Annotated in this window: 25 protein-coding genes; 10 read left to right on the forward strand and 15 right to left on the reverse strand. The window is 66.0% G+C overall.

Features of this window, described 5'->3' with window-relative positions; genetic code table 11:
* Positions 1-101: 101 nt before the first annotated feature.
* Together ACCQ16_RS17510 and ACCQ16_RS17515 are read right to left on the reverse strand one after the other, a co-directional pair.
* Positions 102-866 carry a DUF2884 family protein gene (locus ACCQ16_RS17510; protein WP_008578003.1) on the reverse strand — a complete coding sequence of 255 codons (765 nt, stop codon included), beginning with the start codon at positions 864-866 and terminating at the stop codon, positions 102-104.
* A 224-nt stretch (positions 867-1,090) separates the two neighbouring features.
* Positions 1,091-1,651, reverse strand: a complete 561-nt coding sequence (locus ACCQ16_RS17515) for a DNA-deoxyinosine glycosylase (RefSeq protein ID WP_071118658.1) — start codon at positions 1,649-1,651, stop codon at positions 1,091-1,093.
* A gap of 140 nt (positions 1,652-1,791) precedes the next feature.
* On the opposite strand from ACCQ16_RS17515, the gene ACCQ16_RS17520 reads away from it, so the two are divergent.
* A complete protein-coding gene (locus ACCQ16_RS17520; protein ID WP_014091128.1) occupies positions 1,792-2,478 on the forward strand; it encodes an OmpW/AlkL family protein in 687 nt (228 codons plus the stop codon).
* 276 nt (positions 2,479-2,754) lie between these two features.
* Here the strand turns inward: ACCQ16_RS17520 and ACCQ16_RS17525 are convergent, their stop codons facing one another.
* A complete protein-coding gene (locus ACCQ16_RS17525; protein WP_057681137.1) occupies positions 2,755-3,312 on the reverse strand; it encodes a CcdC protein domain-containing protein in 558 nt (185 codons plus the stop codon).
* A gap of 466 nt (positions 3,313-3,778) precedes the next feature.
* Here ACCQ16_RS17525 and xopAK point away from each other — a divergent pair, with 466 nt between their 5' ends.
* Positions 3,779-4,567, forward strand: coding sequence for a XopAK family type III secretion system effector (gene xopAK / locus ACCQ16_RS17530; RefSeq protein ID WP_272912148.1), 789 nt, complete (start codon positions 3,779-3,781; stop codon positions 4,565-4,567).
* 34 nt (positions 4,568-4,601) lie between these two features.
* Here xopAK and ACCQ16_RS17535 read toward each other — a convergent pair whose 3' ends face one another.
* The 4 genes from ACCQ16_RS17535 to ACCQ16_RS17550 all read right to left on the reverse strand — a co-directional run bounded on the left by ACCQ16_RS17535 (position 4,602) and on the right by ACCQ16_RS17550 (position 8,256).
* Entirely contained in the window at positions 4,602-5,402 is an 801-nt protein-coding gene (locus tag ACCQ16_RS17535; RefSeq protein ID WP_011348670.1) for a MetQ/NlpA family ABC transporter substrate-binding protein, read from the reverse strand.
* Between the two features lie 146 nt (positions 5,403-5,548).
* Entirely contained in the window at positions 5,549-6,244 is a 696-nt protein-coding gene (locus ACCQ16_RS17540; RefSeq protein WP_003489185.1) for a methionine ABC transporter permease, read from the reverse strand.
* A complete protein-coding gene (locus ACCQ16_RS17545; protein ID WP_008578010.1) occupies positions 6,241-7,248 on the reverse strand; it encodes a methionine ABC transporter ATP-binding protein in 1,008 nt (335 codons plus the stop codon). Before ACCQ16_RS17545 ends, ACCQ16_RS17540 begins: the two co-directional genes overlap by 4 nt.
* Before the next feature lie 111 nt (positions 7,249-7,359).
* Positions 7,360-8,256, reverse strand: coding sequence for a DMT family transporter (locus ACCQ16_RS17550; RefSeq protein WP_071118094.1), 897 nt, complete (start codon positions 8,254-8,256; stop codon positions 7,360-7,362).
* Positions 8,257-8,363: 107 nt separating this feature from the next.
* Here ACCQ16_RS17550 and ACCQ16_RS17555 point away from each other — a divergent pair, with 107 nt between their 5' ends.
* The 6 genes from ACCQ16_RS17555 to ACCQ16_RS17580 all read left to right on the forward strand — a co-directional run bounded on the left by ACCQ16_RS17555 (position 8,364) and on the right by ACCQ16_RS17580 (position 13,925).
* On the forward strand, positions 8,364-8,849 hold the full coding sequence (locus ACCQ16_RS17555; protein WP_008578012.1) for a YajQ family cyclic di-GMP-binding protein: 486 nt from the start codon (positions 8,364-8,366) through the stop codon (positions 8,847-8,849).
* A 145-nt stretch (positions 8,850-8,994) separates the two neighbouring features.
* The gene (locus ACCQ16_RS17560; RefSeq protein ID WP_008578013.1) at positions 8,995-9,456 is read left to right on the forward strand and encodes a hypothetical protein; all 462 of its coding nucleotides are present in this window, start codon (positions 8,995-8,997) and stop codon (positions 9,454-9,456) included.
* On the forward strand, positions 9,449-11,185 hold the full coding sequence (locus tag ACCQ16_RS17565) for an ATP-binding response regulator (protein ID WP_057681140.1): 1,737 nt from the start codon (positions 9,449-9,451) through the stop codon (positions 11,183-11,185). The genes ACCQ16_RS17560 and ACCQ16_RS17565 overlap by 8 nt, the downstream gene beginning before the upstream one ends.
* Positions 11,172-11,999, forward strand: a complete 828-nt coding sequence (locus ACCQ16_RS17570; RefSeq protein WP_014091134.1) for an alpha/beta hydrolase — start codon at positions 11,172-11,174, stop codon at positions 11,997-11,999. Before ACCQ16_RS17565 ends, ACCQ16_RS17570 begins: the two co-directional genes overlap by 14 nt.
* A 156-nt stretch (positions 12,000-12,155) precedes the next feature.
* The gene (locus ACCQ16_RS17575; RefSeq protein ID WP_007962251.1) at positions 12,156-12,716 is read left to right on the forward strand and encodes a DUF1415 domain-containing protein; all 561 of its coding nucleotides are present in this window, start codon (positions 12,156-12,158) and stop codon (positions 12,714-12,716) included.
* Between the two features lie 402 nt (positions 12,717-13,118).
* On the forward strand, positions 13,119-13,925 hold the full coding sequence (locus ACCQ16_RS17580; RefSeq protein WP_372380048.1) for an SDR family oxidoreductase: 807 nt from the start codon (positions 13,119-13,121) through the stop codon (positions 13,923-13,925).
* 357 nt (positions 13,926-14,282) lie between these two features.
* Here ACCQ16_RS17580 and ACCQ16_RS17585 read toward each other — a convergent pair whose 3' ends face one another.
* From ACCQ16_RS17585 to ACCQ16_RS17595, 3 genes are read right to left on the reverse strand one after another with little or no spacing between them, the layout of a single operon-like run.
* Positions 14,283-14,963 carry an HAD family hydrolase gene (locus ACCQ16_RS17585; RefSeq protein ID WP_218502256.1) on the reverse strand — a complete coding sequence of 227 codons (681 nt, stop codon included), beginning with the start codon at positions 14,961-14,963 and terminating at the stop codon, positions 14,283-14,285.
* Positions 14,960-15,673: a pseudouridine synthase gene (locus ACCQ16_RS17590; protein WP_065628585.1), complete on the reverse strand. Its 714-nt coding sequence runs from the start codon at positions 15,671-15,673 to the stop codon at positions 14,960-14,962. Before ACCQ16_RS17590 ends, ACCQ16_RS17585 begins: the two co-directional genes overlap by 4 nt.
* On the reverse strand, positions 15,670-16,737 hold the full coding sequence (locus tag ACCQ16_RS17595) for a class I SAM-dependent methyltransferase (RefSeq protein ID WP_065628584.1): 1,068 nt from the start codon (positions 16,735-16,737) through the stop codon (positions 15,670-15,672). The genes ACCQ16_RS17590 and ACCQ16_RS17595 overlap by 4 nt, the downstream gene beginning before the upstream one ends.
* 147 nt (positions 16,738-16,884) lie before the next feature.
* On the opposite strand from ACCQ16_RS17595, the gene ACCQ16_RS17600 reads away from it, so the two are divergent.
* Positions 16,885-17,145: a hypothetical protein gene (locus ACCQ16_RS17600; protein WP_074053337.1), complete on the forward strand. Its 261-nt coding sequence runs from the start codon at positions 16,885-16,887 to the stop codon at positions 17,143-17,145.
* A gap of 463 nt (positions 17,146-17,608) precedes the next feature.
* Here ACCQ16_RS17600 and ACCQ16_RS17605 read toward each other — a convergent pair whose 3' ends face one another.
* The 5 genes from ACCQ16_RS17605 to ACCQ16_RS17625 all read right to left on the reverse strand — a co-directional run bounded on the left by ACCQ16_RS17605 (position 17,609) and on the right by ACCQ16_RS17625 (position 22,540).
* The gene (locus ACCQ16_RS17605; protein WP_014091137.1) at positions 17,609-18,946 is read right to left on the reverse strand and encodes a PQQ-dependent sugar dehydrogenase; all 1,338 of its coding nucleotides are present in this window, start codon (positions 18,944-18,946) and stop codon (positions 17,609-17,611) included.
* Between the two features lie 88 nt (positions 18,947-19,034).
* Positions 19,035-19,343 carry a DUF3247 family protein gene (locus tag ACCQ16_RS17610; protein ID WP_011348683.1) on the reverse strand — a complete coding sequence of 103 codons (309 nt, stop codon included), beginning with the start codon at positions 19,341-19,343 and terminating at the stop codon, positions 19,035-19,037.
* Positions 19,344-19,674: 331 nt separating this feature from the next.
* On the reverse strand, positions 19,675-21,711 hold the full coding sequence (locus ACCQ16_RS17615) for a PAS domain-containing hybrid sensor histidine kinase/response regulator (RefSeq protein ID WP_005911255.1): 2,037 nt from the start codon (positions 21,709-21,711) through the stop codon (positions 19,675-19,677).
* A 105-nt stretch (positions 21,712-21,816) separates the two neighbouring features.
* Complete coding sequence (locus ACCQ16_RS17620) at positions 21,817-22,107, reverse strand: hypothetical protein (RefSeq protein WP_008578030.1); 291 nt, start codon at positions 22,105-22,107, stop codon at positions 21,817-21,819.
* A complete protein-coding gene (locus ACCQ16_RS17625) occupies positions 22,094-22,540 on the reverse strand; it encodes a hypothetical protein (protein WP_008578031.1) in 447 nt (148 codons plus the stop codon). Before ACCQ16_RS17625 ends, ACCQ16_RS17620 begins: the two co-directional genes overlap by 14 nt.
* Positions 22,541-22,789: 249 nt before the next feature.
* Between ACCQ16_RS17625 and ACCQ16_RS17630 the strand changes: the two genes are divergently transcribed.
* Positions 22,790-23,365, forward strand: a complete 576-nt coding sequence (locus ACCQ16_RS17630) for a DUF3016 domain-containing protein (RefSeq protein WP_372380050.1) — start codon at positions 22,790-22,792, stop codon at positions 23,363-23,365.
* The last annotated feature ends 13 nt before the right edge of the window (positions 23,366-23,378 follow it).

Below are 23,378 nucleotides of genomic sequence, written 5' to 3' on the forward strand. Positions count from 1 at the left end.
AACCCCTATTGTGGCCGGCTGCGGGCCGCAGCGCCAACCATTGCCGTGCAAAAAATCGCGCGCCCGGCGGGATGCAGCGTCCGCATGCGTGCGTACGCCGATCATTTCGCCGCGCGCCGATCGACCCGCAACAGTTGCAGTGGCTCGCCCGACGGCAAACGATACGCCAGCGCATTGTCCAGCGCATCGAGCGCTTCCAGGCGCTGGCACAACTGGTGCGCGCGTGGCCGCAATGCACGCGCCTGCGGCTCGACCAGGCGCTCGATGCGCGCCTCCATGCCATCGAGCGAACGCAGCTGCACGTCATTCCCGGTGATCGCGGACTGCACCGCGCCGGCCACCACATCGCCGATCAGCTGCGGCAGCAGCTCGGCCACCAGCGCGCCGATGTCGTCGTCGATATCGATCGGGGTCAGCTGGCTCTTGCCGAAGCTCTGCTTCAAGCGCACATCGATCTTCTCGCGCACGTTTGCCAACTGCGCGCGCGTGGCGTCGGGGCTGCGACTGAAGCCGGCGGCCACCTCGCCCAATGCAGTGACTGCGATATCGGCCGCTTCGCGCCCGACTGCCTGCGCCAGCGGCACCACCTCGCGGGTCTGGCGCTCGAACTGGACCAGGCGGGCGCGATCGTCTTCGCTCAATGCCACCCAGCGGTCGTCGACGAACAGGGCGCCCTGGCGCATCACCAGCCGCTGCGGCGTGCCGGATTCGCGGATCAGGATCAGGCTGCGGGCGTTGAGCGTGAGGTCGTAATCGCTGCTGACCTCGCAGTGCAGGTCCTGGTCCTTGGCAGCGGCCACCCCTGCGCCGCTCAACAGCCCGAACAGCGCAGCTGCTGCCATCGTGATTGCGTGTTTGATCGCCATCTCGCCACTCCGTTGCGGACAGGCTGCAGCATGCCTGCGCCTCTGGCACGCAGACCTGTGCCGGAGGCTGGCATGACTTCTGGCCAATGGCGGCCACGCGCGCAGCGCGGGTGTCGACCGCAGGCGGGCAGCGTACGTCAACGATCAGTGCGGCGGCATCGCGACGGCGGCGCGGTCACTGCGACGCTGGCATTCCATATCGACCTCGCGTTGTCTTACCTCGGCTAGCGCAGCGCATCGCACAGCGGCTGCCAGGCTGCGGCCAGCCGCGGCAGCGACCAGGCCGCGTTGGCCGGGCTGGTGGATGGCAACGCGACGACTGGCAGCGCGCAAAACTGCGCCGATAGCCGCGGCTGTACATGCCGGCGCCAGGCCTGTGCTGCCGCAGCGCCATTGCAGGCCACCATGCGCAGCTGCGGCAGCGTGGCCAGCAATGCGGGCAGCGGATTGATCACGATGCTCGCCGCCACAATGGACGTATCCAGACTGCCGCGCCGCTCGCATTGGCCGATGACGTCCCACAGGCCCACGCGATGGTCGAGCAATGCTTGCAAGCGCAATGCATAGCTTGCGGCCGCATCAATGCCCAATAGGGCATGCATCAGCGGCCAGAAACGATTGCGTGGATGCGCGTAGTAACGCGCGGCTTCCAGTGACGCGACACCGGGCATCGAACCAAGCAGCAACACACTGCAATCGCTGCGAGCGTGCGCTGGCAAGCCTTGACTGAGGTGTTTTTTCGTCACGGCAATCGCATCTGCGTGAATGTCTTTTTCAGACTGCATGACGTAACGACGGCCTTCTTGGGGGAATTCCTGAACAAACGAAATTTTAGCGGGCCGCAGGTGGGCGTGGATTCAGATTTTTAGGAATAGTTTTGGCGCGGCCCACTCCACGGGCCCAACAACAAGACGAGGAGACCCTCATGCGTTCCATTTCCATCCTGAGCCTGGCTGCTGTATCTGCACTTGCGATTGCACCGTCCGCGTTCGCGCAGGACACCACCTATACCGGCGACACCTCCTCGACTTCTTCCAGCACGATGTCCACCAGCGGCGATACCGCTTCTGGCAAGCATTGGGCCGTGGTCGGTGGCGTGGCGCTGCTGAACCCCAAGAACAACCCGGCGCCGGGCCTGGACGTCGATGGCGGCCCGGCACCGACGCTGAGCGCCAGCTACTACATCAACGACAACTGGGCCGTTGAACTGTGGGGCGCCGCCGACAAGTTCAACCACCGCGTCAACGCCGATGGCGTGGGCAAGGTCGGTACCGTCGAGCAGCAGCCGATCGCCATCAGCGGTCAGTATCACTTCGGCGAAGCGGACAACGTGTTCCGTCCGTTCGTGGGCGTGGGCTACTACGAGTCCAACTTCAGCAACGAGAAGATCGACGCGGCGTCGACCACCGGCGACCACGTGGGCCTGAGCACCGCCAAGGGCGTCATCGGCACCGTTGGTGTGGACATGAACATCAATTCCACCTGGTTCGCACGTGCCGACGCCCGCTACATGCGTTCGCGTCCGGAACTGCGCGTGGGTGGCCAGGGTACCGGCAGCGAGCTGGAACTGGATCCGTGGACCGTTGGCTTCGGCATCGGTGCGCGCTTCTAAGCAGACCGCTGCCCACCAGGGCGTTGGTTGAAGAAAAAACGGGCCGAAAGGCCCGTTTTTTTTGTGTGTGGCGTGAGATGTGGGGTGCGGGCCGTTACGACCGAGGCCTGAGGTGCCGTGTCAGCTCTCCGGTACGAATGCGAATAGTGGCGTGACTATTTGCCTCCGACTCTGCTTCATCGCTTCCAATGCGTCTGCAACTCCGTGCACCTGCATGCGTCGACACCCCCGTGCATGCGTCGAACACAATCGCCTGGCGCGCGCTTTCAAACGCCCTCACCGCCAATAAACGCTGCCGCGCAAACGTGCGCTGCGCCAGCGCCACCACAGCAAGGTGGCATAGGCGAGCGCATAACCGAGCAAGACGCCGGCAGCGCCGAGCAGGCTGGCATGACTGAGCCACCCGTCGGTTGGCCAGGCCACCCCCTGCCAGGCGCTACGCCAGCCCTGCACCATCCCGGCGATCACCCGGACCACGACCAACGCGGTCAAGCCCAGCACCAGCCACAGATTGGGCCGGTAAAACAGGCCTTGCGTGGTGCGTTCGAAGCGTGTCAGGCGCAACGCCAACGCGCCCAGCGCCAACCCGCAGGCCCAGCCGAATGCGGCATGGCTGATCGCGCCGGGCCAGAACGCCGCCGCGATCAAGCTGAAGATCACAAACAGCACGCTGGAGATGCCCGCCGACACCAGGTTGATCAGCAGCAGCCATCCACGCGCCTGACGACGTGCAGTACCCATGCGGAAGCGCTGCAGCAGCGACAACGGGAACACCACCACGAACACTGCCAGGGCAATGATCACAGCCAGCGGAATGGCAAGCAGCAAAGGCATCGGGAGACTGCCGTAGAAAGATGGCCGATGACGCTACTACGTATACGTGCAGCAGCGCGTGTTCGGTGCCAATTGCGCCCATCTGCAGCACGGCGAACGCGCTCGGCTCGGGGCGAACGCGCCAACGTGATACGCATGGGGAAGGATCGAGCGCGTCCTGCCGAAGATCGGCAGCGACCACGGAGACATCGTCGGCAATGTTGCCGCAGAGCTGCGATCTGGGCGCCCTTTGGCAAGAACGGGACACCCGCCTGGCGAGCTGCAACTGGATCGTTGGGCTGTTGATCCAGGTACCGGCGCGCTTCCAGGCGATCAAGACGCGATGTTCGAAGAAGCAGGCCTCGCGCATCCGTTTTCGTCCAAGCAGAACACTTCGTTTTCCAGCCCCATCGGTTCGGCAGCGGGCGTGCCCTCATGCAGGGGCGATGCGAGGATCCAGACGTGTATCGCGGGCGGTCCTGACTCCATGAAGCCGGCTTCCATCAGACCCGACACATCCACCAGCACCGCTTACACCGCGGAGCCGCCGCCGTCGGCCGATCCAGCCGACGGGATTGCGCAATGGCCTGCGCCCCACCCCGACTGCCAGGGGTTGCCACGCCAACGACCCAGAAAGCGTGTTGCCGACACCGCGGGCGATGGCGATGGCGCACGGGCCGGCAGCCGTGCGCGCCCCTGCGGCAGCGACGCATTTGCCATCCCGGACGGCTTTACCCGAGAGCAGATCCAGCCATTTCACGATCTGGAACGACAATACGCAGCACTCTTTTGCACGTCCCACATCCGCGCCGTCCGGTCTGCACGCGATATCCAAGCCAGCCGGACAATGGATGTGGATATGGACGCATGTGTCGTCATCAATCTTGCGCAAGATGGATTTGATTCGATCGGCACGCACGGTTTGTCTTCATGCGTCTGCATTTGTGCAAAAGGAAAGAATCCTCGCGGCCACGACATCCTTGGCCTGCTGCATTATTCGGGGATACAGGATGCACAAGATGCACTTTCCGAAATCCGCGACGATATGCGCGAAGAAGGCGTGCGTAAGCCCGACATATTCCTGGTAGGCGGCATGATCTCCAACCAGGACGAGCTGGGCAGCTTCGAAATCGAGAGAGACCTGCTGGCGCTCGGGCACGACTTCAATATCGTAGGCGCCAAGCTGCACCCCAGCATGAGCGATCGCAACGGCGAGGAGAATGCCATCAACCTGGTCATGACGGCCGATGGCATCTATTACTACAAGTCGTGGTGAAGACGCCTGGGTGTAAAAGCGCCGCTGACCGCACTCAAAACGCCGGCAGCACCGCGCCCTTGTACTTCTGCTCGATAAAGGCTTTCACTTCCGGGCTGGTCAGCGCTTTGGCCAGTTTCTGCACGCGCGCATCGTCCTTATTGTCGGCGCGCGCCACCAGGAAGTTGACGTACGGCGAGTCCTTGCTTTCGATCGCCAGCGCATCGCGGGTGGGATTAAGCCCGGCGTCGAGCGCGTAATTGGTGTTGATCAGCGCCAGATCGACCTGGTCCAGGACGCGCGGCAGCATGGCCGAATCGAGTTCGCGAAATTTGAGTTGCTTGGGGTTTTCGACGATGTCGCGCTGGCTGGACAGGGCGTTGCTCGGGTCCTTGAGTTTGATCACCCCGGCCTTGTCGAGCAGGATCAGCGCGCGGCTGTTGTTGCTCGGGTCGTTGGGGATCACCACATCGGCGCCGGTGGGTAGCTCGGCCAGCGCCTTGAAGCGGCGCGAATAGGCACCGAAGGGCTCGATATGCACGCCGACGACGGTGACCAGCTGGCTCTTGCGGTCGCGGTTGTACGCATCCAGATAGGGCTCGGTCTGGAAGTAGTTGACGTCGATCTGCTTCTGCACGACCTGGTCGTTGGGCTGCACGTAGTCGTTGAACACCCGTACATCGAGCTTGACGCCCTGCTTGGCCAGCAGCGGTTCGACCACTTCCAGGATTTCGGCATGCGGCACGGCCGTGGCGGCCACGGTCAGGGTGTCGCCGCCGCTGCCGCCACCGCCACCACAGGACGCCAATGCCAGCGTGGCTGCCGCCAGGAGGGAACGAAACGCGAATGTGCTCATGTAGGGATCCGTGGGAGGAGGAATGCGGACCTGCCGCAGGCGCTCAACCTACCAGACGCGGCGTGTGGCAGCGATGCACCGCGCGGTGCGAACGGGGCGGCGATGCAGCTGTTGGGTCACGTGCGCCCCAACGGCCGCGCACCGGCTCAGCGCCGGCTGTAATGCGCCACCAGGCGGTCGCCCAGCATCTGCAGCACCTGCACCAGTACTAGTAAGGCGATGACGGTGATCAGTGCCACGTCCGAGTGCGAGCGCAGGTAGCCCTCGCGATAGGCCACATCGCCCAGGCCGCCGGAACCGATCGCACCGCCCATCGCGGTGAAGCCGATCAGCGCGATGGTGGTCACGGTGGCACCGGCGATCAGGCCGGGGCGCGCTTCGGGCAACAGCACCCGCAGCACCAGTTGCCGGGTAGTGGCGCCCATTGCCTGGCTGGCTTCGATGATCCCGCGGTCGACTTCGCGCAGCGCGGTTTCCACCAGGCGTGCGTAAAACGGCGCGGCGCCGACCACCAGCGGCAGGATCGCGCCGCGCACGCCCAGCGAAGTGCCCATCAGCATCAGCGTAAGCGGGATCATCGCGATCATCAAAATGATGAAGGGCACCGAGCGCAGCAGGTTGATCAGCGCCGCGAGCGCGCCGTACAGCACCGGGCGCCGGCGCAACTGCGGCGCGCCGCACAGGAACAGCGCAACGCCCAGCGGCAGGCCGATCAGCAATGTCAGCGGCAACGCACCGGCCAGCATCAGCAAGGTATCGAGGGTGGCCTGGCCGATGTCGCCCCACTTGGCGGCATCGAGATTGCGGAAGAAACCGCCGGCGGCAGCAACGATCGGGGTCATACGCGCAGATCCTCCACCTGCACGCCGGCGGCGACGAAACCGGCGCGTGCAGCGTTCTGGTCGCCGCCGGTCAGGGCGACGATGAGCTGGCCGTAGGGCGTGTCCTTGATGCGATCCACCCGCCCGGACAGGATGTTGTAGTCCACCCCGGTTTCGCGGGCGATGCGGCCCAGAACCGGTTCGTAGGTACCGTTGCCCAGGAAGGTCAGCCGCACGATGCGTCCGCCGACTGCGGCGAAATCGCGATGCAGCTCGGCTTCGTCCACATGTTCGGCTTCGGAAACGAAGCGCCGGGTGGTGGCGTGTTTGGGATGCAGGAACACCTCGGTCACCGGGCCGGTTTCCACCAGCTTGCCGGCGTCCAGCACCGCGACGCGGTCGCAGACACGACGGATCACATCCATCTCGTGGGTGATCAGCACGATGGTCAGGCCGAGCTCGCGATTGATCTGCGCCAGCAGCTGCAGCACCGAGGCGGTGGTCTGCGGGTCCAGCGCGCTGGTGGCCTCGTCGCACAGCAGGATCTGCGGGCGGGTGGCCAGCGCGCGCGCAATGCCTACGCGCTGCTTCTGCCCGCCCGATAGTTGCGCCGGATACTTGTTGGCGTGCTCCTGCAGCCCGACCCGGGCCAGCAGCTCGGCCACGCGCGCATCGATCTCGGCACGCGGCGTGCCGGCCAGTTCCAGCGGGAAGGCGACATTGCCGGCCACGGTGCGCGAGGACAGCAGGTTGAAGTGCTGGAAAATCATGCCGATGCGGCGGCGCAAGGCGCGCAGGCCCTGGCCGTCCAGCGCGGTCACGTCCTCGTCGCCGATCAGCAGACGACCACCGCTGGGCTCTTCCAGCCGGTTGATCAGCCGGATCAGCGTGGATTTGCCCGCACCGGAATGGCCGATGATGCCGAACACCTCACCCGGGCCGATCCGCAGATCGAGCGGATGCAGCGCCACGATCTGGCGACCGTCGACGGAATAGGACTTGTGCAGGCGCTGAAACTGGATCACCGCGCGTGGCCGGTTGGGGGGTCGTGAAGCCTACCATCGGGATTGGGGATTGGGGATTGGCAAAGGCCACGGCGGCCCCGCTGTTGCTAATCCCGAATCGCGAATCCCGAATCACGGCCTCTCAAGCGGCAACGGCCTGTCCGCCTGGCGTATCCGCTCCCGGCGCAACAAATACAGCCCGCTGGCGACGATGATGCCGGCGCCGGTCCAGGTCCAGCTGTCGGGCAGGGTCTGCCACAGCAGCCAATCCCAGCCGATCACCCAGACCAGACCGGTGTATTCCAGCGGGGCGATCATCGAGGCCTCGCCGCGCATGAAGGCCTGGGTCAGCGCAACCTGGCCCAGCGCACCGGCCAGGCCCATGCCGGCAATCAGCCCGGCGTGCCCGGCCTGTAGGGGCACCCAGCCGGGGATGGCCAGCAACCCGGCGCCGATCGCCATGAACAGCAAGAACCACACCACCATGGCCTGCGGGGTGTCGGTGCGGGTCAGCAGGCTCACGGTGATGGCCGCGACGGCATAGGCGGTGGCGGCCAGCAGCACCATCAGCCCGGGCAGCGAGATCAGCCCGTCCACGCCCGGGCGCAGCACCACGATCACCCCGACCAGGCCAATGCCGATCGCGGTCCAGCGGCGCGGGCCGACGTGCTCGCCCAGCAGCGGCACCGACAGCGCGGCCACCAGCAGCGGCGCCACGAAATACAGCGTGTAGGCGGTGGACAACGGCATGCGTTTGATGCCGAAGACGAAGCAGCCGATCATCACCATGCCCAGCACCCCGCGCAGCAGGTGCAGGCCCCAGCGCACCGGCACGATCGCGCGCGGCCCGGCAGTGGCGAACACCCACACCAGCACGAACGGCAACGAGGCGGCGCCGCGCAACAAGGTGACCTGCAGCGGCGGGTAATGCGCCGACAGCAGCTTCATTCCCGCGTCCATCAGCGAGAAACAGGCCACGGCGGCCACCATCCAGGCGATGGCGGGAAGCGGGGAGCGGGTGGTGGGCATGCACGCATTATCGCCGCGGCACTGGCACGCCCGCCAAGGCCCACATGACGGCCGGGCCGGCACGATGGCCTAGAATGGCGGCTGTTTTTCAATTGCAGGAGCTTTGCATGCCTTCCTTCGACGTTGTGTCCGAAGTAGACAAGCACGAACTGACCAATGCGGTGGATCAGGCCAACCGCGAGCTGGACACACGTTTCGACTTCAAGGGAGTCCAGGCCAAGTTCGAGCTGGAAGACGGCAAGGTGATCAACCAGTCCGCGCCCAGCGATTTCCAGATCAAGCAGATGACCGACATCCTGCGCGCGCGGTTGCTGGCGCGCGGCATCGACATCCGCTGCCTGGAGTTTGGCGAGGTGGAAACCAACCTGGCCGGCGCGCGGCAGAAAGTGACCGTCAAGCAAGGCATCGAGCAGAAGCAGGCCAAGCAGCTGGTGGCCAAGTTGAAGGAAGCCAAGCTCAAGGTCGAAGCGCAGATCAATGGCGACAAGCTGCGCGTCACCGGGAAGAAGCGCGACGATCTGCAGGATGCGATCGCGCTGCTCAAAAAGGCCGACTTCGAACTGCCGCTGCAGTTCGACAACTTCCGCGATTGAGTGCGGCGGGGTGACCGCAACGATCGGGACGGCGCTGCGCGTGCGTGCAGTGCAGCCGGGTGAGCCGGAGTGGCGCCTGCGGCCTGCGCGCGGCACGCGGCGCGGTTGCGCCCGTCACTTGGCCGCACTGGCCTAGCCTGCGAGCATGCGCGACCTGTTCGCCAGCCTGTTGCAACGCCTGCGCATGCACGGGCCGGCGAACGCAGCGGGCGAACATGCCAGGCACGCCGCCGCCCATGCGCAACCACGCATCGAGACCGGCTCGACGCTGCACACCATGGCCGGCCTGGATCCGGTGGCGGCAGCGGCATTTGCCGATGCCTTCCTGGTGGAGATCGAACATGCCATTGCCACCTGCACGCTCGGCGATGCCGGCACGCCGCAGGCGCAGGCGCTGCAGCAGATCCATTCGTTGAAAAACACCATCTCGCTGACCGGCTCGCAGCAGCTGCTGAAGGCCTGCGACCAGTTGCGCGACACCGCAAGCCATGGCGCGCTGGGCGAAACGCTTGCGCAGCGTTTCACTGCGGTGGCGAACGCGGCTGGCCTGCTGGTCAAGCAGTACCGGCGTACCCTTCCCTCCGACGACGCGGACCCTCATGCGTAGCACTCCCAATCGCGCAGCGCCCGGCCTGATCCTGGCCGCCAGGCAGTTGCGCAACGACAGACTGGTGCGGCTGTTCGAGTCGTTCCTGGAATATCGCGCCTGCGTGGGCCGCGTGATCGTGCAGAGCATCGTCACCGCGTGGTGCCTGGGCTGGCTGTACGGGCCGCAACCGGTGCTGGTGGCCGACGCGCACCATGTCTTTCCCACCGCGGTCGGCCTGTGGGTGCTGTCGGTGGTGTGGATGCTGCTGGTACGCCGCCGTGTCATTGCGCCCAGCGAATGGCTCGATGCGATGGGCTTTGCGATGAACCTGCTGTTCATCGGCATCCAGACCTACCTGGCCTTCATCCTGTTGATGTCGTTGAATGCATTTTTGCCGTTCATCACCATCGCGGCGGTGGCGCGTTACGGGCAACGCGCGATATTTCCGGTGTTGCTCAGCACCTTCGTGCTGATGCTGTTGACCGCACCGTCAGGCTATTGGCTGTCGCGTCCGGCGTATTTCGTCTATGCCGTGGCGCTGATCATCGTGCTGCCGTTGCTGGTGGCGCGGATCGTGCTTGCGATGCAGGAGGTGGCACTGCAGGCACTGGCCTCGCGCGATGCGCAAAGCCGTTTCATCAGCACCATGAGTCACGAATTGCGCACGCCGCTGAATGCGGTGATCAACTGCGCCCAATTGATCGAAACCGAGCAAATGCCGGCACAGCAACGCGAGCTGCTGCAATCGGTGACCGTCAATGCGACCGCGCTGCGCCATCGTGTCAACGAGGTGCTGGATGTGGCCAGCATCGATGGCGGACGCCTGCAGCTGCATCGCAAGCCGTTGAACCTGCTGGACGTGGTCACCACGGTGAAAGCGGTCTGCGCCACCGCGGCGTCCAGCAAGGGCGTCACGCTCGATGTGCGTGTTGATAGCCCGCAGGCACCGCACGTGATGGGCGACGAAGGCCGCATCGAACAGGTGATCAGCAACCTGGTGATCAATGCGATCAAGTTCACCCCGGCCGGCGGCACGGTGGATCTGCTGATCGACGCGACCCAGGTGCAGGAGCGCTGGAGCATCGCGGTGACCGTCACCGACACCGGTATCGGCGTACCGGACGATCAGAAGGCCTACATCTTCACTCCGTTCACTCAGCTCAGTACCGGCTTCAGCCGCGTCGAAGGCGGCGTAGGCCTGGGGCTTTACATCGCGCTGTCGGTTTCCGATGCGATGGGCGGCAGCCTGACCGTGAGCGACAACCCCGCCGGTGGCAGCATCTTCCGCTGGATTTTCGAACTGCCCGGCGCCGCGGCCGGCAGCCATACGCTCGCGCTGCGCGATGCGCTGGCCCAGCACGCAGAAAACGTGCCTTCCCTGCATTGCCTGGTCTTCGAAGACATGGATACCAATCGTCTGGTGATCGGCAATCTGCTGACCCGCGCCGGGCATCGGGTGAGCTTCCAGGTCGATGGCACCGACGCGGTGCAGCGCATCCGCGAGGCAGCGCCGGACCTGGTGTTCCTGGATCTGCACATGCCGGGCACGTCCGGCTGGGATGCGCTGCGGCAGGCGCGCGACGCGATGTCGGCGCTGCCGCCGATCATCGTGCTGACCGCCGACACGCGGACCGATTCGATGCGCGACGCCAGCGCGGCGGGCGTGGCCGGCTATCTGCCCAAGCCGATCAATGCGCACGAATTGCTGGCACTGCTCGCCCGGCACGCCAGCCATGCACGCCCCTGAGCTCAAGCCGGGCAACGCCGCACGCGCCTACTGGCAGCATGCCGCGCACGCCGGCACGCCGCTGGCGGTGCTGTACCTGCACGGCTTCAGCGCCAGCCCGGGCGAAGCAGGCGCGCTACCCGAACAGATGGCCGATGCGCTGGGCGCCAACGGTTACGTGCATCGCTGGCCCGGGCACGGGCTCACCGCCGCCGATGCAATGCAGGGGCTTACACCGGCGGTGTTGCAGGCCTCGGCGCTGGAGGCACTGGCCCAGGCGCAACGCATGGGCGAGCGGGTTGCGATTGTCGGCTCGTCGATGGGCGCGACACTGGGTTTGTGGCTGGCCGCGCGGTACCCGGACGCGGTGGCCGGCGTGGTTGCCTGGTCACCCGGCATCCGGCCAGCCGACCCGGCATTGCTCGAACAGATCTGCGCCGCGCAGGCGCCGTTGATCGACCCGCGCACGCGCACGCCTGCCGCGCGTGCGTTCTGGTCGGAGACGATTCATCCGGACGGATTTCGCGCCTTGCGTGACCTGTTTGCGCTCATCGCCGCCGACCCGCCGTGGCCACGCGTGCGCTGCCCGGTGTTTCTAGGCTATTACCGCGCTGCCGACGGCCGCGAAGACGGCGTTGCCTCGGTGCCGGCGATGCTGCAGATGTTCGCAGCGCTGGGCACTGCGCCGGCACACAGGCAGGCGCTGGCCTTCGACACCGGCGCGCATGCGATCGGGTCCCCGCACAAGACCCCGCTGGCCGGCGCCGTCGCGCTGGCGTCCATCGCGTTCTTGCAGGCACAGCTCCGTGCTGCGCCGCACGGCCTAAATGCGTGAGCGCAAGCTGGTCTGCGCGCGCGGTGGAAGAAACCTGCCGCCTCGCTGGCAGCGTCGCGATGGTGCCCCGCTAGCGCCCGCTGCTGCCTCCAACCACGCGCGCGGTCCGCTGCATGGCGATCGCATACACTGGCGCGCCAGCCCGCTGCCGCCACGATGACCACCACGCCTGCAACCTCCGATCCGATCGCCGACACCCGCAAATGGATCGAACGTGCGGTGATCGGATTGAACCTGTGCCCGTTCGCCAAGGCGGTGTACGTCAAGGAACAGGTGCGGCTGGTGCTCAGCGATGCCAGCACGCCCGAAGCCTTGCTGGAACAACTGGCCGAGGAACTGGTGCTGCTGCGCGATACGCCGGCCGAACAGATCGACACCACGCTGATCGTGCATCCGGACGTGCTCACCGACTTCCTGGACTACAACGACTTTCTCGACAACGCCGATGCGGCGGTGGAAGCGCTGGACCTGCAAGGCGTGTTGCAGGTGGCCAGCTTCCATCCGGATTACCAGTTCGCAGGCGCGGCGCTGGACGATGTGGCCAATTTCACCAACCGCTCGCCCTTCCCGACCTTGCACCTGTTGCGCGAAGACAGCGTGGAGCGTGCGGTGGCGGCGTTCCCGGATCCGGATGTGATTGTGGAACGCAATATCCAGACGCTCGAACGCCTGGGCAGCGATGGCTGGGAGCGCGTGCTCAACGGTGCAGAGCACTGAGTGCTGCACCTGCCGTCCGGGACTGCAGCGAGTGCGATTTTCGCCACCTGCGCCCGCAGGTCGTCGGCATAAAACAGGGCGGAAGTTCTTCAGCCGCATGCGGATCACGTGCTTGGCGTCGAACTGGTCGAGCGCCGCATGCCGCCGGGCACGCTGCACACGCGTGGTACCGGGCAATCGTGTGATTGAGTGCAAGCGCAGCAGCACCGGCGGCACCGGGACATTGCGGAACGCACGCGATCCGGGCAGCTGCCCGGATCAGCCTGCATCCGTCAGGTTCAATGTGGATGACATCGAGCGCACGCATGGCACGTGCGCCGAATCCTCATCCGCGCTCCACGTTGCTGCGACGACGACAGCCCGCGCGCTACAGTGCCGCCACCCTCACCCGTGCCGCATGCCATGGCCTTGATCCCCGCAATTTCCGCATGGAACCCGTCGCCGCTGCAGGACCGCGTGGTGGTGATCACCGGTGGGGCGCAAGGTATCGGCCGCGGCATTGCCCAGGCGGTGCTGGGCGCGGGCGGCAGCGTGGTGATTGGCGATCTGGATGCCGATGCCGGCAAGGCCTGCCTGCAGGAGTGGGCACTGCCGCGCCGTAGCGCTTTCGTCCGCTGCGATGCCGCGCGCCAGGCGCAGGCCAGGCGCCTGGTCGCCACGGCGCTCAAGCGCTTCGGGCGCATCGATGGTCTGGTCAACAATGCCGGCGTGCCCGATCCGCACATCGCGGCACTGCCGCAACTGGACTGGGACACCTGGAACAGCCGGCTGTCCAGCCTGCACGGCGCTTTCCTGTGCAGCAGGCAGGCGCTGCCCGCGCTCAGGCAGGCGCCAGCCGGTGGGGCGATCGTCAACATCGCCTCCACCCGCGCCTGGCAATCGGAGCCGCACAGCGAAGCGTACGCCGCAGCCAAGGGCGGCCTGGTGGCCTTTACCCACGCGCTGGCGCTGAGCGAAGGACCGCATGTACGCGTCAACAGCATCAGCCCGGGGTGGATCAGCACCGATGCGTGGCGCGCGCCGCAGCGCCGGCGGGCACCGAAATTGTCGCGTCGCGACCATGCACAGCACCCGGCCGGGCGCGTGGGCACACCCGAAGACATTGCGCAGCTGGCGGTGTATCTGCTTGCGCCGCAGCTGTCCGGTTTCGTCACCGGGCAGGATTTCATCGTCGACGGTGGCATGTCGCGCAAGATGCACTACGCGTAGAGCGTGTGATGTACGTTGAGGTGAGTGCGAAGCGTCCTGTGGCGCGTCGAGACAATGCGTGCGCCTTGCCCAGGCTGGCCGCGTGGGCAAGGCGCGCAACGCGGTCTCGGCGCGCCACAGTGCGCTTCCCGGAGGGTTGGCCGCCAGCGGCACGGAGCGGGCGCCGCGCGGCTTGCCTTGGCGCAAGCCAAGCCGGCGCCACGCAGCACCCGCTCCGCACCGCCGGCAGCCAACGCATCTCATCTCAACGTGCATAACACGCTCTAAGAGCAGCGCAGCGAGGCGGTCGGCAGTACCTGCGTGATCACAGCCGGGTTGGCGCATGAACTGGCCCCGCGACGTATCCACCCGAACCCGTTACCCCGACAAGCGTGCTTCCAGCAAGCGTTGCGCATCACCCAGCGAGGGCAGGATGCGGTGGCCGAGCGCGCGCACGGTGGCGTCGGGCTCGAGCAGGTCCGGAATCTGGATCGGTGTCATGCCGGCCGCCAATGCTGCACGCACGCCGGTGGGCGAGTCTTCCAGCACCAGGCAGTGCGCAGGGTCTACCGCCAAGGTGCGCGCAGCCAGCAGGTAGATATCCGGCGCAGGTTTCGGATGGACCACATCGCTGGCCGTGCACACGGCATCGAAGCGCCACAACAGATCGGCCGCTTCCAGCTTGCGCAGCGCCAGCGGGCGCTGGGTGGAGGTGGCCACCGCGCGCGGCATGCGCTGGGCTGCCAGATAGTCCAACAGCGCAACGATGCCGGGCCGATGCGGGACGCCGCGCTCGACCGCAGCGGCATACAGCCGTTGCGCATGCGCCAGCATGGTGTCGGCCGCGGCCTCGCCGATCCGTTCGCCGAGCAGCCGGCGGCAGGCCGCATCGCCGGTGCCCACCATGCGCAACCAGAAGGCCGGTTCGATCTGCAGACCCTGGTCGTCGGCGGCCTGCGCCAGACAGGCCGTGATGGCGCGCTCGCTATCGAGCATCAAGCCATCCATGTCGAAGATCACCGCCTGCGGGCGAAACGGCAGCGCTGCACTGTGGGTCATGCCGGAGCGCCGCGGCCGAACAACACCTCAAGATCGTTCGCTTCCAGCGCACGCCATTGCCCCGACGACAATCCATCCAGCGACAGGCCGCCGATGCGGCTGCGGTGCAGCGCGACCACGTGGTTACCGGCGGCAGCGAACATGCGCCGCACCTGGTGATAGCGGCCTTCGTGCAAGGTCAGCCGCGCCTGGCGTGGGCCAAGCACCTCCAGCTCGGCCGGCAGCAGCGGCTTGGTTTCGCCGTCCAACAGCAAGCTGCCGCTGGCGAACAGCGCGGCCTCCTCGCCACGCAGGTCCTCGGCCAGGGTGATGTCATACACCTTGTCCAGGGCCGATTTGGGCGAAATGATCCGGTGCAGCAGCGCGCCGTCGTCGGTCATCAACAGCATGCCGCTGGTCTCGCGGTCCAACCGACCCACTGGCGCCAACACCGGCGCGCGCAGGCGGAAACGTGGCGGCAGCAATTCGTAGATCAGCCGGCCGGTGTCCTTGGTCGAGCAGGTGTAGCCGCTGGGTTTATGCAGCAACAGGCTCAAGCCCGCTGGCGGATCGAGCGGTTCGCCATCGATGCGGATGGCGTCGTGCTCCACCTGGTCGTCGGCATACAGCACCTCGCCTTGCGCATCGGTGATCGCGCCCTGCCGGAACAGCTGGGTGACCTGCTTGCGGCTGCCGTAGCCGAGATTGGCGATGTGTTTGACCAGCTTCATGGGCGCGCTCCGCGGCCGCGGATCGCCGCGATCAGCTTGAACCCATCGCGTTCGGCAGCCACGCGGACCTGTCCGAAACTGTCGTTGAGCACCTGTTCGTAAGGCAGGTGCCGGTTGGCGACCAGCATCAATTGCCCGCCCGGGCGCAGTGCCTGTGCGGCCACCGCAATGAAGCGCTGTCCGATGTCCGGGCGGTCGGCACGCGACGGCGTATGGAACGGCGGGTTGCTGACGATGAAATCGTATTGCGCCACCAGCCCGGCGGTGACATCGCGCCAGTGGTAGTGCAGCTGCGCCGGATGCGCGATGTCCTGCAGGTTGCGCCGCGCCAGCGTCAATGCGCGCGCCTCGGCTTCGTACAGATCCAGCGCGGTGACCTTGGGACAACGCGCCAGCACTTCGGCCGACAGATAACCAAAGCCCGCGCCCAGATCGGCGCCATGGCCGGCCAGCGTGGTCGGCAGATGCTCGACCAGCAGCGCGGACGCCGGGTCGATGCGATCCCAGGCGAAGACGCCGGGACGGCTGACAAAGCGGCCGTCCAGAATCTTGCGTGGCGCATCCAGCGCGGCCCAGCGCGCCTGCAGCGCGGCATCGGTGTCGGCCGGCAGCGGCGCGCTCCAATAGGTGCGGCAGTGGTACTTGGTCAGGCTGCCGGCCAGCCCGGTGAGCTGGCGCAGATCGGCTTCCCCCGAGCGTGCGCCTTCGTTGTTGGACTGGCAGGCCACCACACGGCCACCGGGCGCAGTCAGCGCCACCGCACGTGCGAACAGCGCGCGCGCCTCCTCGCGCTGCCGCGGAGGCAGCACCAGCACCAGGGCATAGCGCGTACTGTCGGCCTCGATCTCGCTTTCTTCGCGCACGGTCCACCCATTGCGCTCCAGCGCTTCGGCGAACGGACGGAAGCTCTGCTCGCAGGTCAGCGTTTGGGGGCTTGCCTGCTCGCGCAGCGGAAAACCGTCGCGCGCGCGCAGGAACAACACCGGTCCTTCCGACCATGGCAGCGCGCCTTGGGCAAAAGGCAGGAACAGGGCTTGAAGCGGGGCGTCGTGCGGGCCAGCCATCGGATCATCGGGTCAGGAACAGGCCGTCATTGTAAGGGACGTGTGCCAGCTGCCCGCCGCGCGCCTTCCATTGTGTATACGGACCATTGATGCGCGCGCAACATTCGCCCGCCTAGGCTGGGGTCCAAGCCCACACGGAGAGACACGATGCGAGCCTTGTTCGTAGGAGGAGTTGTCGACAACAGCGAAATGGATCTGGACGACACCCCGCCACCGATGCACTACCCCGAAAACACAGGCGCCGGCAGACCCCGCTACCGTCTGCACCAGATCGGCGAACGCGGCGACGGCACGGTGGCCTACGCGGTGTACGGCGCCCCGGAAATGGCAGACGAGGACATCACCCGCATTACCGAAGAGCGTGGCTATGCCCGCCGCTTCAGTGCCTCGCCGGAGGCGCCACGTTAAGGGAACGAGGTAGTTGATGCGGGCGCCTGGAACCCTTCCCTGCCGCATGCGATGAAGCATGCGTCAGGCGCCCTCGACTGCAGCGCACAGTTCACAGCCGACACGCTGCGCGAGGCTGGACCGGGTTCTTGCCCTGATTTTGCCGATCGGACGCAGTTCGTCCGACCGCTCACATCGGTCAGCTCGCGGACCTTCGCATTTTCCGGCAAAAAACCGAGGGTGCACTCTCGAATTGCCGCGTGTTTCCAGCCGCGTGTTTCCAATTGCTGCCTGCGGCGCATGTCAGCAGCGCTGCGACAAACCGTTTTCTACACGGTGTAGACCCAGGCTGCGCACATCGCCTTCGTCCACCTTCGGGCCGCCCTCCTAGTGAGAGACGGAGGGTGATCCTTTGGGGGCCGTGCGTCTCCCGCAACCAACTGGTAGTGCCCGCTGGTGTGCGCAAGTGATCGACGTGCCCGGCTCAACGCGCCTTCGGCGTCACCCGCCAGATCACATTGCCCACATCGTCGGCCACCAGCAGTGCGCCGCGACTGTCAGATGCCACACCCACCGGGCGGCCCTGCGCATTGCCTTCGGCATCCAGGAATCCATCCAGCACCGTGATCGGCGGGCCGTTGGGCTTGCCATCGGCGAACGGGACAAACAACACCTTGTAGCCGCTGGGCGGGTCGCGATTCCACGAGCCGTGCTGGCCGATGAAGGCGCCCTGGCGGAAACGCTCGGGCAACAAGGTACCGCTGGCGAAGCTCAGGCCGAGCGATGCGGTATGCGGGCCGAGCGCGTAATCGGGCTTGATCGCCTTGGCCACCAGTTCGGCATTCTGCGGTTTGACCCGCTCGTCCACATGCTGGCCGTAGTAGCTGTACGGCCAGCCGTAGAAACCGCCGTCGCGCACCGAGGTGAGGTAGTCCGGCACCAGGTCGCTGCCGATCTCGTCGCGCTCGTTGACCACCACCCACAGCGATTTGCTCTGCGGCTCCCATGCGGTGCCCACCGGGTTGCGCAAGCCGCCGGCGAAGACGCGGCTGCTGCCGGTGGCCGGGTCGATTTCCAGGATCGCCGCACGATTGAGCTCGGCTTCCATGCCGTTTTCGGCCACGTTGCTGTTGGAACCGACGCCGACATAGAGCTTGCTGCCGTCCGGGCTGGCCAGCAGCGACTTGGTCCAGTGATGGTTGATGCCGCCGGGCAGATTGGCCACGAAAGTCGGCTTGGCGGTGAGATGCGTGTCGCCGGGCTTGTACGGAAAACTCACCAGCGCATCGGCGTTGGCGACATAGAAGCGGTCGCCGATCAGCGCCATGCCGAACGGCGAAAACAGCCCGCTGACGAACTGCGTGCGCACTTCTGCCACGCCGTCGCCGTCGGCATCGCGCAGCAAGGTGATGCGATTGGCGCTCGCCACCGCCGCGCCGGCCTTTTTCATCATCGCGCCCTGCACTTTCTTGCGCAGCCCACCGCCCGCTTCGGCATCCTCGGGCTTGGGCGGCTCGGCCGTTTCGGCCACCAACACATCGCCATTGGGCAGCACGTAGACCCAGCGCGGGTGATCCAGATCGCGCGCAAACGCAGCAACCTGCAGATCGTCGGCCGCGATGGGCTTGGCATTGGCTGCCCAGCGTTTGACCGGCGCCACCTTGACGGTGGGAATCAGACGCTTCACCGGCTCGGGCAATTGCGGGTCCGGCCCGGTTCCCTGTTCGATCGCCAATGTTGCCGTGTCGCCGCACGCGGCGAGCACGGCCAGCGCCATCAACGACAGCGGCCAGCGAGCGAACTTCAATCGGGATGCATTCATTGCGGGCAAATCCTGGACGGTTGCGTCAGCCAGCGATCATGCCGCCAACGCGACGGCGAGAAGTAAACACACCGTCAACACGCCACCGTCACGGCATGACTTGCGGATCGGCGCCCAGCAACAACGGGTGCACCGCCACGATCCGGTCCATCCAGATCCATTGCGGCTCTTGCGATGCATCCAGCTGGTCCAGCCGCAGCTGACCGTTCAATCCCTCGTTGTCGTGGTCGTCCAGATAGGTCTGCAGGCTTGGACGCACGGCAACCGTGCCGCTGATCATGCTGCCGTCGTCGAGCTCGATGCGCACACGCTCCTGACCATCGAGCAGGGACACCCAATGTTCGAGCGTGGCGATCTGGACCTGTTCGGAATACACGTGCGGGGCATGCTTGGGCATTGCGCGATCTCCGTGAGCTGAGCGCACCACGCTAGGCCAGCATGCGTGAAAGAGGCAGAAAACGTGTCGTGTGCCGGTGCTCGGCATTGGCGCGGCATTGGCGCCAAGCATGCGCACGCATCCGTCTTCCAGCGCGGCCACGCTGCAACGGTGGTGAAAGGCTCATCCACGAAACCACCTGTGCGTCGCATGACGATCGGTTGTTCTGGGGCAGATCGGCGCCTCATGGAAAGACGCCAGGTACGCAAGCCACACACACGCTACTGCGCATCCAACGCGTCGCCTCACCACCTTGCGGTGACCCGCTGCGCGGCTGTGCGCTGCGCGCCGGTTACTCCACCGCCTGGCGCGCGGCACGCACGGCCGTGACCAGTTGCGCCACGCTGTAGGGCTTGGCCAGATGTTCCTGAAACCCGGACTCCAGCGCGCGCTTGCGGTCGTCTTCGCGGGCCAGCGCGGTGACTGCCACGGCCGGCAACGCGGTGGCATCCAGCCCGAGGTTTTCGCGCACGGTACGGATCAAGCCGTAACCGTCCATGCCCGGCATGCCGATATCGGTCAGCATCAGATCGAAGCGCGCGTGGCCACGATGATCGATCAATGCCAGCGCATCGGTGGCGCTGCCGGCGACCACCACTTCGGCGCCCTGCTCTTCGAGCAGACGCCGCAGATAATCGAGCATGTCCGGTTGATCTTCGACCGCCAGCAGGCGCAAGCCATTGAGCGCGCGCGCTTCGACGATCTGTTCGGACATCAGACGCCGCCGCAGCTCGCGGCGTGGGCGCTTGGCCTGGTCGGGAATATGTTCCGGCAGCCGCACGGTGAAGGTCGCGCCCTTGCCACGGCCGCCACTGGTGGCGCCGACCTGTCCGCCGTGCATTTCCACCAGCTGCTGCACGATCGCCAGGCCCAGACCCAGCCCGCCATGCTGGCGCGTGGTGGTGCCGTCGGCCTGGCGGAAACGACCGAACAGGTGCGGCAGGAATTCGGCTGCAATGCCATCGCCGGAATCGCAGACCGAGACCACCAGATGCCCATCGTCGCGCTCGATTTTGACGTCGATACGACCATGGGCCGGGGTGAACTTGATTGCGTTGGACAGCAGGTTCCACAACACCTGCTGCAGGCGCGTGGCATCGCCAAGCACCAGGCAGGGCGTGGGCGGCACGTGCAGCTCCAGGACCTGGTCCTTGCCTTCGGCAGCCAGTTCCTGGGTGTTCAAGGCTTCGCGCACCTGCTCGACCAGATCCAGCGATTCGACTTCCAGCTGCACCTTGCCCAGCAACATGCTGCTGAGATCGAGCATGTCGGAAATCAGCCGCTTCTGCGCGCGTGCGCTGCTGGCGATCACCGACAGCCCCTTGTAGTACGGCTGGCCTTCTTCGACCCGCTGCAGCAGCAACTCGCTCCAGCCCAGGATGGTGGTCAGCGGGGTACGCAGTTCGTGCGACAGCGTGGCCAGGAACTCGTCCTTCAACCGCGCCATGCTTTCGGCCTCGTTGCGCGCGCTGCGCTCGGATTCCAGCAATTGTTCGCGCGCCAGTTCGATCTCGCGCTGCTCGGTCACGTCCGGGCTGCTGCCGGCCAGCCCGATGAAGCGGCCGTCGGCCGAATAGCGCGGGGTTGCGGTCATTTCGATCCAGCGCCACTGCCCATCATGGCGGCGCGCACGCACCAGCGCGCGCAGGCCGCGCTGTTCCTGCAGCGATGCGGCCAACTCGAACTGGAACGTCGGCAAGTCGTCCGGATGCAGCAGTTCGCTCCACGCCGACACCGTACCGCTGGAAATATCCAGGCCAAAAAATTCGCCATACGCACTGTTGACGAAGCGCACCACGCCCTGCGCGTCCAGCACCCAGACCGGCATCGGCAAGCCGTCGGCCAGCGCACTGAAGCGCGCCTCGCTCTCGGCCAGCTCGCGCTCGACGCGTTTGCGCTCGGTGATGTCCATGAACAGGATCGCCACCCGTGCCTGCTCTGGCTGCCCGACCCGGAACGCATCCACCGAATACCAGCGCTTGAGCGCCTTGGCCTGCATTTCGAAGTGGATGCGGTTGCCGGTGCGCGCGACGTGGCCGTAGCGGTCGAACCATTCCTGCTCGTGCTCGGGGAGCAGGTTGCGGATGGAGACGTTCAGTGCGTTGGGCGACAGGCCGGTGTAGCGCTCGAAGGCACCATTGGTGGTGCGGATCACATAGTCCACCGCCTGCTCGCCGTCGAACACCATGTCGATGACGCAAAACCCGGCATCGATGTTGTGGAAAATCTCGTGATACATCGCCGGGTCCAGAAACGGCTCGGCGATGGCGGCCGGCAGTGCGGCAGCCAGCGTGGGGCTGGAAGAAGGAGTGCTCAAATCGGAAACCACGGATGCTGCCGGAGCGGATGACGGGCAGATGAAACCATGCCTGATGTCGTCAGCGGGTGCACGTGGGGCTGGGCAAGTTCACGCTTTCCTCGCCCAGCCCCGTGTTCACCACAAGGTGGTGGCGGCGAATCCGATGCAGGTTGCCAGCACCACGATGCCGGCGATCACGCCGCGGAACACCCATTCGCCCTCGCGACGCAGCTGTTCGTCCATCCAGCGTTGCGCTTCCTCGCGCCAGGCAGTGGACCGTGCGTAATCGGAATCCAGCAGCAACAGGCGGACCCGCGCCACCCCCATCTGCGCGCATTCCTCGCGGCAGCGCTGGCTGAAGCCGTCTTCCCCACCGGCAATCTGCGCGCCCACCGGCAACTGCAGTTCGAGTTCATGCCTGGACATAACGGGGACGCTCCTGATCAAGCTCATGTTCCAGCGCCATGCGCGCCAGCTGGGTGTAGTTAGCACGCGGACCCTGCCCACGGCCGGTGAGCATTCCCTGATAGTCCAGGTCGTGCCAGACCCGGCCGGTCCACTCCACGCAATCTTCGGCAATGACCAGCATCAGCGAGTAGCGGTAATCCAGGCCATTGGCCGCGGTATAGGTGTAGACCGGCGGGAACTGCACGGCCACATCCACCTGGCGCGCCAGTGCAGCCAGATGCTCGCGAAGCGCCGCGCGCGAATCGGCACCGGGCTCCAGCTGCAGCGCGCGTGTGGCCAGGTCCAGGTCGACCTCGCTCTGCAGTGCCACGAAGGCGGCCGCGCCGGAGGCGGGGTTGTGCCCGTGCTGCTTGGCCCAGTCGATGAATTGCAAACGCACATCCGACGGCATGTGAGCCGGCGCCGAAGACGCTGATTTTGTGCGGAAAGTGTGGGTGTCCATGCTGGCGATCTTCCGGGCTGTGCCGTGAAGCGCGGGCGCAGGCGCAGTGAACCCGCCGTCATGGTGTTCCGCAAGCTGATTAACCGCGCGGCAACGTGGTGACGAACCCAGGCGTGCAGCGCGTTGCGGGCGTTCCGAGGCGCCCCCACACTGCGAAAACAGCCGGTACACACCGTACCTTCCGCTTGGAGGCTTTCGATGAAACTTTCCAATCTTTCCGGCGCCAGCCTGCTGCTGGCGGGCATGCTTGCCGCGACCGGTGTGCAGGCCGGGGTGCGCAACGTCACCGACCCCGATGCGCCGCGCGCGCTTGGCAGCGACGGCAAGGTGGACGTGCGCTGGACCGACCCTGCGCAGTTCTCCGAGATGCGCTTCAGCGGCAACCGTTGGGAGGCGCAACGCGGCGATTGGGTGACCCAGCTGGCCACCCACTTTCAGAAGAGCGCAGCGCGCCAGTTGCCCGATGGCCAGCATCTGAGCGTGACCATTACCGACATCCGCCGCGCCGGCCAGTACGAGCCCTGGCACGGGCCGCGCATGCAGGACGTGCGCGTGGTCAAGGACATCTACCCGCCGCGCCTGAGCTTCACCTACACGCTTACCGGCGCCGATGGCCGCGTGATCGACCAGGGCGAACGCAAGCTGGTGGATTCGGCTTTTCTGATGAGCGGACCGCGCCTGACCGACAGCGATCCGCTGCGCTTCGAAAAGGCGATGATCGACGATTGGGTGCGCAAGCAGTTCCGTGGCGATCGCAGTACCGCCAGGTTGTGAGTTGCCGCTGAAA

Origin of the sequence: Xanthomonas sp. NCPPB 1062, from assembly GCF_041481705.2 — a bacterium.
Classification (GTDB): Bacteria; Pseudomonadota; Gammaproteobacteria; order Xanthomonadales; family Xanthomonadaceae; genus Xanthomonas; species Xanthomonas euvesicatoria.